Raw genomic sequence first — 12874 nt, forward strand, 5'->3', positions numbered from 1 at the left:
ACGTACCGCATTTTCCAAGGGATTGCAATGATCAAATCGGTCCGCTCGCGCATAAAATGTAGGCGTTTTCAACCACGCACTTCGATGGTACCGCCGTCAACGATTCGAATCGGTCCGCCATTTGCTTCGATTTCGCGAAAATCGTCCATCAGCTTCAATAAAGCTTCGTCTTTGCGCTTAGCCTCTATCATGACGTCTATCGCCGGCGTAGTGTTCGCGATGGCATAGAGAAACTTAATCAACGGCTCTAAATCGATATGGTCGGCGTGTCCGCGAGGATCCGATTCGCTCTTCGGGCTGGACATATGTAACTTAGGAGGCAAGGATAGCGGCGAGTTCGCATGCTCGACGTTCCAGGGGAAACGATCCCACGTTGCCCGGATTCTAGCCCATAAAGCCGTCGCTTCTTCTTCGCTTGGATTTACGGCATCGTGGTGAATATCCAGCACCATCGGCACTCCCGCTTCTTCCGCGATGTTAAGCGTTTCGGAAGCCGTGAAGGTTTTGTCGTCGTTCTCCAGGGTAATGCGCCGCGTTATTCTCGGTTCGATCGTACGAAACTGCTCGATAAATCTTCGACCCGACGTTTCCTTGTCGCCGTAACTTCCGCCTACGTGAATATTGTTCGTTGCCCGACCGTCCAATCCCATGGCTTCAAGCATGCGCACATGGTGGTTTAGATCGATTACGGACTTACGGAAGACTTCCGAACGGGGAGTGCTCAGCACCGTAAAATGATCCGGATGGAACGATACCCGCATGTCATGTTCCCTAACGAATTCCCCGACCTCGGCGAACGCAGGCGCCAGCGTGGGGTATGGGTCCCAATCCTGCAAGTCCTCATGCGTGGCAAGAGGGATCAGCTTCGATGTCAGCCGATAAACGTGCACGCCAAGGTATCGATTATGCTTCAGCAGCCTCAGCGTATTCTGTAAGTTCTCCTCCGCGATGCGTTCAAGCCGCCGGATCGCGGCTTCGCGGTCGGCCAGCTTGACGAAGCTCGCCATCGTCATCGTCTTGGACGGGGAGGCATTTTCCAGCTCGACCGACATTGCGACATATCCGAACCTTACGATCATTTTCGCCTAACCTCCCGCACTGTTGATCTACGGGTACTAGGATTGCTCACCGAAGAACATTTCATGTGCGAGCGCCGTTTGAACCCTCGCTTCTTCCTCCGTTAACCGTCGGACGAGCTCCATCTCCACTTGCGTGACTTCTTCTCCTTGAAAATTAATTTCCGCGATGGACGCGACGATGCGCACGATAGCCACGGCTTGGTTCGTAGGATTATACGCTATGACTTTCTGCCCCGTCGGAAAAACGCGAAATTGCTTCTTGACCATTTTTCCTCTGCCGTACTCGAGCAGCTCGTACAATTCTTGATCCGATTTGAATTTGCACACCGAATTAAACTCCGTTTGAAAACCCATGGCGATTCCTCCCGTATTCCTGTTAAACCCCAGTATCCGTTTATTATAACCTCTTGCGGCGCTTGTGAAAACGGTATGGTGCTCGGCGGGGTTGTTGCTATCATGCTCCCCAGGGAACTCCATCGATTGCACACCTCACTTTGTTGTGCACAAATGGATGTGGGGATAATCGTGTTGAAAAGTTTTCCACATGTGGACAACACCCGATCTACCTTCAAATAGCCTGTTTTCCACACATGTTTGTGGATGAGCCGGTATTGCAGGGTATAACTTCATCGGAAACTAGTGACATTCACGTGGAAGTGATTTAAGCTATGCACATAGCTAGGCGAGTGAAGCACACCGCGCTGGTCCCTTAAGGGATCGGGGCGGTTATTTTTGTTCGGGGAGAGATAGCGGATGAATAAGGAGTTCGAGTCGGCGTATCGGATTTGGTTGGACAATCATGTGGCTCAAAGTTCAGGGGAACGGCGCAGAAGGCTGCAGACACGTCACGGATTCGGGGAAAAACACTTATTGGAGCACGCTTGGTGGCCTGTCGTCGGGAACTTAAACCAACTACATCCCGAGTATGAATTCGTGGCTCCGGACGGCAAATTCTACTACATCGATCTGTTTTACCTTCGTTCACCGATATTCACATGCTTGGAGGCCGACGGATTTAGCACGCATGCTCGGGATGCGGATCGGGATTCATTCTCCGACGGATTAGATCGTCAGAACGAAATCGTTCTATCCAAGTGGCACATCCTTAGATTCTCGGTTGACAAATTAAAGGAAAACCCGCTCAGCTGCCAGAGACATGTCCGCCGGATGCTCGAGGAATTGTACGGGGAGGACTGCGCAGCCGTAAGTCATTTATCTATTTATCAGCGGGAAATCATCCGTCTTGCCACTCGCTCGGGTGTGCCGATCACTCCACATTCAGTCGAAGAATGTTTGGGTAAAAAGGAAACCTTCGTGCTGAAACAGCTTCATGAGTTGGTGGAGGAAGGTTGGCTAGAAGTTGCTTCCGGTACGCAGCGTAAAAGAAGCTATCGCTTAAAATCACGGCAGGACAATTAACCATTTTCCCCAGCTTGTCAAAATAGCCCTTTCTCGCGCGGGTATTTGGCTCGTCTGTGGCTCTTTCGGCGAAATAGCCGCTTCTGCCGCGGGTATTTGGCTGGTCTGTGGCTCTTTCGGCGAATTAGCCGCTTCTCGCGCGGGTATTTGGTTGGTCTGAGTCACCTTCGGTAAAATAGCCGTTCCTGGCGCGGGTATTTGGCTCGTCTGTCGCACTTTCGGCGAAATAGCCGCTTTTCGCGCGGGTATTTGGCTCGTCTGTGGCTCTTTCGGCGAATTAGCCGTTTCTCGCGCGGGTATTTGGCTCGTCTGTGGCACTTTCGACGAAATAGCCGTTTCTCGCGCGGGTATTTGGCTCGTCTGTCGCACTTTCGGCGAAATAGCCGCTTCTCGCGCGGGTATTTGGCTCGTCTGTGGCTCTTTCGGCGATATAGCCGTTTCTCGCGCGGGAGAATTAAAATCGGCCACCCAGCTCAACGCCGGATGGCCGCCATATCATCTATTCCCCGCCGCCATAGTCGATGGATTGGCGTTCATCATGGCGCTCGATGGCCAGTTGGATTAAAGTGTCCAGCAGCTCTCGATAGGAGACGCCGGTTTCCTTCCACATTAGCGGGTACATGCTGAAAGGCGTAAAGCCGGGCATCGTGTTCACCTCGTTGATGAACAACGCCCCGTCGCTACGGCGAAGGAAGAAATCCGCGCGGCAAAGGCCCGAGCCGTCGATCGAGCGGAAGGCTTGAATGGCCATCGCTCGCACCGATTCCGAAACTTCCGGCGACACGTCCGCCGGTATTACCATGACGGACTTACCGTCGATGTACTTAGCGTTGTAATCGTAGAATTCGTTCGAGCTGCGAATCTCGCCCGGCACCGAAGCGCGCGGATCGTCATTGCCAAGCACGCTCACTTCGATCTCGCGCGCATCGACGAATTCCTCAACGATGACCTTGCGGTCATAACGTAAAGCTTCCTCGATCGCACCGATCAATTCCTCGCGGTTGCGCGCTTTGGACACGCCGACGCTCGAGCCAAGGTTCGCCGGTTTGACGAAGCAAGGATAGCCGAGCTCCTCTACGTCGCGCAAGCATCGTTCGCGATCTTGCTTCCATTGGTAACGGATGAAGTAGCGGTACCCGACTTGCGGCAATCCTACGTGGGCGAACATCGTTTTCATCGCTACCTTGTCCATCCCGACGGAGGAAGCGAGAACTCCCGCGCCGACGTAAGGCAGTCCAGCCATCTCGAACAGCCCTTGTATCGTACCGTCTTCGCCGAACGTTCCATGCAGCAACGGTACCATAACGTCGATTCCCCTGCTATCGCCGGCGTATGCGTCTACTTCCAAGCCATTTTCCGACATTCCTTGCAATACGGGCAATAGCGCAAATTCCGAAACGGAGCTCGCGGATGACGCCTCTGCCCCGACCGCATCCGCGAACGCGGCAGCCATTCCCTCCGATTCCGCCGGATTGAACTGCAGCTCCGCTACCGCGGAAGGAGGCGCGTTAAGTAAAGCTCCCGATCTCCATTGTCCCTTGGGCGTAATATAGAAAGGAATAAGTTCGTATTTATCGTAGTCAAAAGCCTTCAAGACGGCCATCGCCGTCTGCAGCGATACCTGATGCTCGCCCGAACGTCCGCCGTACACGAGTCCGACGCGAATTTTTTTCCCCATAAAGTAGATTACCTCCGGCTAGTCGACATTTCCGCTCGCGGATTCCCATTGGCGGTTATTCCAGAATCGGCATTAAAGCCAACCAACGAACCTTCCAATACAAACAACCGCCGCGCAAATTCCCTTTTGATCAAAACTCATCGGCAATTCGATAAAAATGGTACTTGGTTTTCTCCGTCCAGGCATACGAATCCTTGTAATCCCAATACCTGTGGCGACTGCTAACCGTATTTGCGTTAACGAGCGGCATGCCATCCGGCGTAAACGCGGTTACGATCGTATTATGGCCGACCCTGCCGTTACCTTCCCAGTCATAACAAATCACGTCTCCCAGCTTCAGCGACTCCGGCTTGGAGACCGCCTCCGCGCGAAGCCCGAATGCTCGCGGATTGCTTAAATAATGCTGCAAGCTATTCGCTACCGCCCAGCTGAAACTCCACTGTTCGTCTTTGTTGGAGAAGCCTTTATACCACCAGCCCGAAGGCCTTCTACCAGTATAATTCATAGGCGCTCCCCCTGCAAAGAGACATTGGGATACGTAATTCGTGCAATTGACCTCGAAATTCTCGTATGCGGGATTCGGCTCGTTCCACCATCTTTCGGCATAGGTTACGGCCGCTTCGCGCAGATAAGGTATTCCGCGGGGAGTCGATCCTCCGTATCCGTTGCTGAATCCGTATTCGTTATCCGACGCGGAGGCACCGGCGTATACCCTCGACTTAAACCCGTAGAGAGCTTGCGGGTTTATGTAGGGTGCAGACGGCAGCGCTGCTTTGCGCTCCCCGTCCCAAACGTCGCGCAAGTCGTCCTCTTCGATCGGGTAAGCTTCGGCCGGCCATTCGGCCACGAGCGGCTTCACCGAATCCAGACGCCAACTTTTCCCGATTCTGACGAACCTAATTCTTTCCCGCTCCACTCTCTCTTCCATCCAAGGCTGGCTGCGCTGCTCCATGGAGCGGACTAAGTGAATCGAGATATCCGCGACAACCTCGCTTCGAACCGTATTGAACCGCTCGATCCGAGCTCGCATTTCGCTGCGAACCGGCCGAATGGCCCATCTCGCCTCCCTCTGCTTCGCCAATCTCAATCGCTGAGCAAGCCTTTCGCGATGTTCGTTGTCCGGAATATCGCGTAGCTTGCGTAAATCCGTATGCAGAGCGGCTTCGTTGATCGTGCTCACATAGCCGAATAAAGCTTGCTTCCAACCCGTCTCTTCGCTGGGCATGAGCTTCCCTCCCCGAACGGTTTCTCTTTCAGCCGACTCCAGATTGCGCCCCTTCATCCTATGATTGAATTATTCTTTCCATTCCACCGGGTCTTTCTTGGCGATGTTGATTTCAATGCGGATGAAAACACGGTGGATTGCGGCATTCTATTGTAATGATATTTGCGGAATTCGTCATGGAATGGACTTCCGTATCCCTCAAACGTCTTTACGGAGAAGCGACAACGGAGTATACTAAGTCCATAGAGTATTTTTGAAATCGTGTTTCACAGAGTGAAACTCCTGCACGTGCGGGTTACTCTCTTCCTCTGAACCGCGATACGCAAAAATACGGTTGGATCATAGATACGAATCTAGGAGGCTACACACTTGTCCACATTTCCCTATCAAGTACAAGAGCAACTGCAGTCATCGGGTCAATCGTACCGTTACTACCGTCTGAAAGCACTGGAAGAGCAAGGCTTAGGCCCTGTTTCTAAGCTCCCCTTCTCCATTAAAGTATTGCTCGAGGCTGCCATTCGCCAATTCGACGGACGCGGCATCACCGAAGAGCATGTCAAGCAACTGGCGACTTGGACGGAAGGCCGCGAAGACAAGGAAATCCCTTTCATACCGGCTCGTATCGTTCTTCAAGATTTCACCGGCGTTCCAGTCGTCGTCGACTTGGCCGCTATGCGCGAAACGGTTAAACAAGCCGGCGGCGACCCGAAACAAATCAACCCTCTCGTTCCCGTGGATCTCGTTATCGACCACTCCGTCATGGTTGACGCGTTCGGCACTCCGGACGCTTTGCAATACAATATGGACGTCGAATTCGAGCGCAACGAAGAGCGTTACCGTTTCCTCCGTTGGGCGCAAACGGCGTTCAACAACTTCCGCGCGGTACCGCCGGCAACGGGTATCGTTCACCAAGTCAACTTAGAGTACCTCGCTTCCGTCGCGGCTACGAAAGATAAAGACGGCGTAACCGAAGTTTATCCGGACTCCCTAGTAGGTACGGATTCCCATACGACGATGATCAACGGTTTGGGTATCGTCGGCTGGGGCGTCGGCGGAATCGAAGCGGAAGCCGGCATGCTCGGACAACCTTTATACTTCGTTATGCCAGAAGTCGTCGGCTTTAAGCTGACGGGCAAGCTCTCCGAAGGCGCAACGGCTACCGACCTTGCGTTGACCGTTACCCAGATTCTTCGTAAAAAAGGCGTTGTCGGCAAATTCGTCGAATTTTTCGGCTCCGGTCTTTCCAATATCAGCCTGGCCGACCGCGCGACGGTCGCCAACATGGCGCCGGAATACGGCGCTACGATCGGCTTCTTCCCGGTCGATAACGAAACGTTGAACTACTTGAGATTGACTGGCCGCGAAGACAGCCAGATCGATCTTGTCGAAGCTTACTACAAAGCGCAAGATATGTTCCGTACCGACGAAACGCCGGATCCGGTGTTCACTGAAGTCATGGAGCTTGACTTGTCCACGATCGTTCCAAGCTTGGCAGGTCCGAAACGTCCGCAAGACCGCGTGGAGCTGACGGCGATGAAGCAATCCTTCAACGACATCATCCGCACGCCGATCGACAAAGGCGGATTCGGCTTGTCCGATGCTCAAATCGAGCAAACGGTCGACGTTAAACACCCGAACGGCGCGAACAGCCGTTTCGGCACGGGCGCGGTCGTTATTGCCGCCATCACTAGCTGTACGAACACATCCAACCCGAGCGTTATGATCGGCGCGGGTCTCGTCGCCAAGAAAGCCGTAGAACGCGGCCTGAAGAAACCGGCTTACGTGAAGAGCTCCCTGACTCCGGGTTCCCTCGTCGTAACCGACTACTTGACCAACGCGGGACTTCTGCCATACCTCGAGAAGCTCGGCTTCTACGTCGCGGGTTATGGTTGCGCGACTTGTATCGGTAACTCCGGTCCGTTGCCGGATGAAGTCAGCCTTGCGATCGCCGAGAACGATCTGTCCGTTGCCGCCGTTCTTTCCGGTAACCGCAACTTCGAAGGCCGCGTTCATGCGCAGGTTAAAGCCAACTATCTGGCTTCTCCGCCGCTCGTCGTCGCTTACGCGCTGGCAGGTACGGTTAACATCGATCTCGTGAACGATCCGATCGGCTTCGACGATAAGAATCAACCGGTTTACCTGAAGGATATTTGGCCAACGAACGAAGAAATCCAACAAGCCGTCAGCGCTTCTTTGACGCCCGACATGTTCCGCGCCAAATACAAAAACGTATTTACCCAGAACGAACAATGGAACCAAATCCCAGTACCGAAAGGCGAGCTTTACGAGTGGGACGATAAATCCACTTATATCGCCAATCCGCCGTTCTTCAAGGATCTCGATCCGCAACCGGGCGATATCACGGACGTTAAGAATGCTCGCGTCTTAGCTTTGATGGGCGATTCCGTTACGACGGATCATATCTCCCCGGCCGGTAACATTAAAGCCGATAGCCCTGCGGGTAAATACTTGCTGGAGCATGGCGTAGCCAAAGAGGATTTCAACTCCTACGGTTCCCGCCGCGGCCATCACGAAGTCATGATGAGAGGCACGTTCGCCAACATCCGGATTCGGAACCAAGTCGCTCCGGGCACGGAAGGCGGCGTAACGACTTACCTTCCGACGGACGAAGTGATGTCCATCTACGACGCTTCGATGAAATACCAGAAGAACAATACGAACCTTATCGTTATCGCAGGTAAAGAGTACGGCACGGGAAGCTCGCGCGACTGGGCTGCGAAAGGTACTTTCCTGCTTGGCGTAAAAGCCGTTATAGCGGAGAGCTTCGAGCGGATTCACCGTTCCAACCTCGTCGGCATGGGCGTGCTCCCACTGCAATTCCCGACCGGTCAAGGCTGGAAGACTCTCGGAATCACCGGCCGCGAAACATTCGAAATCAGCGGTATGTCCAATGACGTAACGCCTGGCCAGACGGTTACCGTAACCGCGAAACGCGAAGACGGAACGACCTTCGAATTCCAAGCGATCGCTCGCCTCGATTCGACAGTGGACGTCGATTACTACCGGAACAGCGGTATCCTGCAGACGGTTCTTCGTCAGATGATCGCCGCGCAATAACAATCGCGTTCGGCTAACCCCCTTCATCTCCGGATGAAGGGGGTTTTCTTTAACCCCGGACGGAAACATTATTTCCAAGCTATCCGGCTTCCTCGTGATTTTGTTTCCGGGAGGCTACATAAGTTATAATAGTCCCACAGCGTTCTGCGTTTCACAGCATAATTGGAGGCGAGCCCGGATGGTTACCACGAATGAACAAAGGAAAGAACATTGGATTCGCCGTTACCGGACGACCCTCATAATCGGATTCTTCCTCCTTATTTTCTTTATCGCATACATCAAGCCTTGGCCCTACATGCTTTACGGAGCCGGTTCCGCCGAGCCCGTTCACTCACGCGTGGAAACGGGGCACAAGCTCGAAGAAAAAGGAGCTCTATTGTTCACGACCGTATCGACCTATTCGAACCCGAATATTTTCTCGATCATCTACGCCAGGATAAATCCCCGCATGGAAGTCAAATCGCAGGAAGAAGCGACAAGCGGCGCGACGAATATTAATGCTTACCGGAATTTGCTTGCCTGGATGCGCGATAGTTCAGAAGCTAATGCTCTTCTAGCCGCTTATACGGCCATGAAGAAACCGATCGACGTGAAGGAGCAAGGCGTCATCGTATACGCGCTGCTTCCCGAGTCCAAGGCGCGCGACAACGGCCTGCAGGAAGGCGACATCATCACGAATATCGACGGAAAAGAAGCTAGAACCGTTAAAGTGCTTACCGATTACTTAACGACGAAGAAACCCGGGGACAAGGTGAAGGTATCTGGCACGAGAGGCGACAATAAATTCGAAGCGACCGTTCCGCTCATTAACATGGGGACCGGCACGAGCAGCCGCACGGGAATCGGATTTCAGAACGATACCGTTCTGAAGGTCACGGCTCCGGATCCCGTCAAGTTCGATTTCGCGGACACCGGCGGGCCTTCGGCCGGATTGATGATGACCTTGGAGATCATTGCCCAGCTAACCAATGACGACCTCACGAGAGGCTTCCGGATCGCGGGAACGGGCACGATCAGCGCGGACGGGACCGTCGGTCAGATCGGCGGCATCAATTATAAGCTGATGGCCGCCGACAAGGAGAAGGCCGATTACTTCCTCGTCCCCTACGACCCCAAAAATCCGTCCAACTGGACATTGGCGGAAAAAACGGTCAAGGATCTGAAGCTTTCGCCCAAGCTCGTGAAGGTATCCACTTTACAGGAAGCGTTAGATTTTCTGAAGAAGCTGGAATTCAAAGCGTAAACGATCGGAACGAGAAAGCCCTTGGGACGATGCGAACGAAAACTCGTTCGCTTGTCACAAGGGCTTTTTTAAGATGCAACCGCCATTAGATTACTTCCAATCGCTCCCTGTCCGGAAGCTGCGGATAAGTCGAGTGAGGCTCGGATTGATACCAAAACGCAACCGAAGAAATATCGTCCTGCAAAGGCAAATATTTCCATTTAGATCTCCAGCCTAGCGCCTGTATCGTAATTCGCAGATCATCCTTGAATCGAATCGGATCCATGATGTGCCACCGATACATACCGAATCTATGGTTGGCTTTATACAAGCCGTCCGGTTTAATATGCTGATGCATTCCCAGGTACGGCGTCGAATAAGTAACGTACTGTCCGTTCATATCCCAGTTCCAGGCTCCCCCGAAATAATCCTCCGTCCCCGTGCCGCATATGGTTGGAAATTCCTTATCCCCGTCCATATAAAATTTGACTTCGCCTTCGCCCCACCAGCCGTTGTTGTTCACCTGCCAAGCCAAGTACATTCCTACGAAATGACCTTGCCCCCGTATCCCGTCCGCGATGGTGTGGACGTCCTTATATTCCACCGGATTGCTTCTGCGGTACTGAGCGTGGAAATAAGCCATATCATCCGGAATTTGCTGCAAGGCGTAGTCGACTTGGTAAAATAAAACCGTTTTGTCCGCATTGAGGTTCTCGATCGTGATTTTGGCTTTCTTGCGGAATGGCATCGGCCAATAGGAATTGAAGCCGTTAGCCGGGTTGACAGAAATCGGCTGCGAATTGACGAGGCTTCTCTCGCACCAGCCGTTGCAGAAGAAATCTCCGAACGGAGCTTCTACGGACGGCTCCGCTTCGTCGTCCCAGTAGAAACGCAAGATCAGGCTTCGCCAGTTTTCTACCGGGCATGTGAGCCAGATATGCTGGATGATTCCCGGTCCGTCGATCTCCGCCAGCGTCAAAGTCGTTTCGCCTTCGACCCATACGGATGGCGATACCTTCCATCCTTGGCCTAAGTTGCTTGCCTGATCTTGTCCCGTTCCTTCCGTTGCCATGCCCCCTTTGCCCTTCTCGCCATTGAAGTTCTCCGCGCTAATCGAACGCGATACGGCGTCGGACAATCGCGCGATATTCCCAAGCCCCATATCCAATCCGTTGAACGAGTTCATCCGTTCTCCTCCGCCCTATAGCCATATTTAACATTCAGCGCTATTATAGCTTTGGTAGACGAACCTGGCTTTAGCAGAAATTCGCGACAATTTGTCAATTATGCATAAAGGAATCGGATTCCTTGCCGGAGGGTGAGCGCCTTGATGTTATTTTCTCCATATGTGCGGATAGCCTTGGATCATACGATGAGTGCCGGTAACGTTGTCTGGGAGCGCATGCTCTGGGACTACGAGCTTCTCTATGTCCATACCGGCGAAATGGAGGCCGAGATCGAAGGCCAAGTCTACCGGGCCGTTTCGGGGGACGTGCTTCTGCTCAAGCCGGGCCAGCGTCATTCCTTGAGGGTTCCGGGCGATCAGCCGACTAGGCAGCCGCATATTCATTTCGATCTGTCCGACAAGCCGGATAGCCTCGACGTTTCGGTATCCTTCGTGACGGTCGAGCAGATGAACGAGAAGGAAAAGCTCCAGTTTCGGGAAGACGAATTATCCGCCCATCCCTACTCGCTGCCTAGTTTTTTTCGGTTGGAGGATCCGGCTGCGTTCGAAGAGACCCTATTTCGGGCCATAGCCGAGTTCGAGCTTAAGATGCCTTTTTACGAGTTGAAAATGAAATCGTGCGTCTTGGAGCTTCTAACCCAGTTGTTGCGCCAGACGCATTGGAGCCCGAATTTCCAAGGACCCGTAATTGGTCGAATATTAACGGACGTCCAGCGATACCTGAGCCATCACGCCGATCGGGAAGTTACCCTCGACGAGCTTTCCGGCAGGTTCCATCTCAGCAAGCCTTATCTCATAAGCGCGTTCAAGGACGCTTTTCGGATAACCCCGAAACAGTATCATCAGCAGCAGCGTATTTTGCGAGCGAGAAATTTATTGAAGTATACCGCGATGTCGATCCGGGAAATTGCCGCCGCGCTCGGTTTTCCCGATATTCATTCCTTCAGCCGGGCGTTCAAGAACAAGACGGGATCGGCTCCGTCGGTTCATCGGACAACCGAATCGAAATAAACGAAAAAGGAACTATCTCCGGCCAACAATTGGCAAGATGGATAGTCCCTTTCGCTTTAGACCTGCATTAATCCGATTCATCCTAAAATAGTGCCCATCCGATGCGCCGCTTCGATAATCGCGGGGGCATGCTCATGCATCCTATCGGGCGTTAGGCGGTTGGACGGACCGGAGACCGACAAGGCGGCTACAAGCTTGCCCGATCGGTTGAATATCGGCGCCGATACGGCCGCCGCGCCGGGCTCTCTTTCTTCGAAGCTGGTCGCGTATCCCGCGGCGCTAATCTCGTCTAGCTGCTTGACGAAAGCTATCCGATCCAATTGAGACGGCCATGCGGGATCTGCCATAATAAATCCCCGAACGCCCGATTCCGCGAAAGCCAACAGCACCTTGCTGGAAGCGCCGACGGATAAGGGCAAGCGGGCTCCGACCGTGGCTACTCGCCGAATGGCTTGCGTACTCTGCACGGCCTGGATTCTAACCCGCTCGGAGCGATCTCTCACGTACAGGCTAACCGTCTCGCTCAGTTGATCCCTTAGCCGCTCCATCTCCGGAAGAAGCACGACGGAAGGATCGTCGGATCTCGACAGATTCGCGGACAACTCCAGTACGCTAAGCCCGAGGCGATATTTGTCCGTATCCATGTTCCGGGTAACGAAACCCCGATCCTCCAACGTTGCCAGAAGCCTATGCACCGTGCTTTTATGTAATCCGATGCGACCCGCGATTTCGGTTAACCCCCACTCATGACCCGAAGTGAAGCATAAGAGCACGTCCAAAGCTCTTTCCACCGCGCGAACCGTTCGTTTTTCCTCTTCCATTTGCGTTTTCCTCCCTTGCTCCATTGTTTCACCCTATGAAACCCTGTTACACGTAGTATAACTCAAAATAAACATTACGTAAATATTGGAAGCGCTTTATTACAGTTTCGTTACGTACGATTTACAACTTGCCCGGACTCATTGACGCTATAGGT

Annotated in this window: 10 protein-coding genes; 4 read left to right on the top strand and 6 right to left on the bottom strand. The window is 53.2% G+C overall.

Features of this window, described 5'->3' with window-relative positions:
* Nucleotides 1-68 precede the first annotated feature (68 nt).
* Complete coding sequence (gene uvsE, locus DFP95_RS09600; protein WP_115992399.1) at nucleotides 69-1079, bottom strand: UV DNA damage repair endonuclease UvsE; 1011 nt, start codon at nucleotides 1077-1079, stop codon at nucleotides 69-71.
* Between the two features lie 36 nt (nucleotides 1080-1115).
* A complete protein-coding gene (locus tag DFP95_RS09605) occupies nucleotides 1116-1433 on the bottom strand; it encodes a hypothetical protein (RefSeq protein WP_115992400.1) in 318 nt (105 codons plus the stop codon).
* A 399-nt stretch (nucleotides 1434-1832) separates the two neighbouring features.
* On the opposite strand from DFP95_RS09605, the gene DFP95_RS09610 reads away from it, so the two are divergent.
* A complete protein-coding gene (locus tag DFP95_RS09610; RefSeq protein ID WP_115992401.1) occupies nucleotides 1833-2498 on the top strand; it encodes a DNA-binding response regulator in 666 nt (221 codons plus the stop codon).
* A gap of 499 nt (nucleotides 2499-2997) precedes the next feature.
* Here DFP95_RS09610 and DFP95_RS09620 read toward each other — a convergent pair whose 3' ends face one another.
* Both DFP95_RS09620 and DFP95_RS09625 read right to left on the bottom strand, forming a co-directional pair.
* On the bottom strand, nucleotides 2998-4176 hold the full coding sequence (locus tag DFP95_RS09620) for a D-alanine--D-alanine ligase (protein ID WP_115992403.1): 1179 nt from the start codon (nucleotides 4174-4176) through the stop codon (nucleotides 2998-3000).
* Nucleotides 4177-4306: 130 nt separating this feature from the next.
* A complete protein-coding gene (locus DFP95_RS09625; protein ID WP_115992404.1) occupies nucleotides 4307-5401 on the bottom strand; it encodes an amidase domain-containing protein in 1095 nt (364 codons plus the stop codon).
* Nucleotides 5402-5770: 369 nt separating this feature from the next.
* Here DFP95_RS09625 and acnA point away from each other — a divergent pair, with 369 nt between their 5' ends.
* Nucleotides 5771-8479, top strand: a complete 2709-nt coding sequence (gene acnA / locus DFP95_RS09630) for an aconitate hydratase AcnA (RefSeq protein WP_115992405.1) — start codon at nucleotides 5771-5773, stop codon at nucleotides 8477-8479.
* Between the two features lie 178 nt (nucleotides 8480-8657).
* Entirely contained in the window at nucleotides 8658-9722 is a 1065-nt protein-coding gene (locus DFP95_RS09635; protein ID WP_115992406.1) for a YlbL family protein, read from the top strand.
* Nucleotides 9723-9807: 85 nt separating this feature from the next.
* On the opposite strand, the gene DFP95_RS09640 is transcribed toward DFP95_RS09635, so the two are convergent.
* A complete protein-coding gene (locus DFP95_RS09640) occupies nucleotides 9808-10887 on the bottom strand; it encodes a glycoside hydrolase family 172 protein (protein ID WP_115992407.1) in 1080 nt (359 codons plus the stop codon).
* Between the two features lie 144 nt (nucleotides 10888-11031).
* On the opposite strand from DFP95_RS09640, the gene DFP95_RS09645 reads away from it, so the two are divergent.
* Entirely contained in the window at nucleotides 11032-11898 is an 867-nt protein-coding gene (locus DFP95_RS09645) for a helix-turn-helix domain-containing protein (protein ID WP_115992408.1), read from the top strand.
* A gap of 77 nt (nucleotides 11899-11975) precedes the next feature.
* Here the strand turns inward: DFP95_RS09645 and DFP95_RS09650 are convergent, their stop codons facing one another.
* Nucleotides 11976-12719: an IclR family transcriptional regulator gene (locus tag DFP95_RS09650; protein WP_115992409.1), complete on the bottom strand. Its 744-nt coding sequence runs from the start codon at nucleotides 12717-12719 to the stop codon at nucleotides 11976-11978.
* Nucleotides 12720-12874 lie beyond the last annotated feature (155 nt).

The sequence above is a fragment of the Cohnella lupini genome (assembly GCF_003386205.1).
Lineage (GTDB): Bacteria > Bacillota > Bacilli > Paenibacillales > Paenibacillaceae > Cohnella > Cohnella lupini.

Excerpts from the sequence above, each read along its gene's own strand:
- DFP95_RS09635 (WP_115992406.1), top strand. The coding sequence starts at position 8,658 with ATGGTTACCACGAATGAACAAAGGAAAGAACATTGGATTCGCCGTTAC.
- DFP95_RS09650 (WP_115992409.1), bottom strand. The coding sequence starts at position 12,719 with ATGGAAGAGGAAAAACGAACGGTTCGCGCGGTGGAAAGAGCTTTGGAC.
- DFP95_RS09605 (WP_115992400.1), bottom strand. The coding sequence starts at position 1,433 with ATGGGTTTTCAAACGGAGTTTAATTCGGTGTGCAAATTCAAATCGGAT.
- DFP95_RS09610 (WP_115992401.1), top strand. The coding sequence starts at position 1,833 with ATGAATAAGGAGTTCGAGTCGGCGTATCGGATTTGGTTGGACAATCAT.
- DFP95_RS09620 (WP_115992403.1), bottom strand. The coding sequence starts at position 4,176 with ATGGGGAAAAAAATTCGCGTCGGACTCGTGTACGGCGGACGTTCGGGC.
- DFP95_RS09640 (WP_115992407.1), bottom strand. The coding sequence starts at position 10,887 with ATGAACTCGTTCAACGGATTGGATATGGGGCTTGGGAATATCGCGCGA.
- DFP95_RS09645 (WP_115992408.1), top strand. The coding sequence starts at position 11,032 with ATGTTATTTTCTCCATATGTGCGGATAGCCTTGGATCATACGATGAGT.
- DFP95_RS09625 (WP_115992404.1), bottom strand. The coding sequence starts at position 5,401 with ATGCCCAGCGAAGAGACGGGTTGGAAGCAAGCTTTATTCGGCTATGTG.
- uvsE (WP_115992399.1), bottom strand. The coding sequence starts at position 1,079 with ATGATCGTAAGGTTCGGATATGTCGCAATGTCGGTCGAGCTGGAAAAT.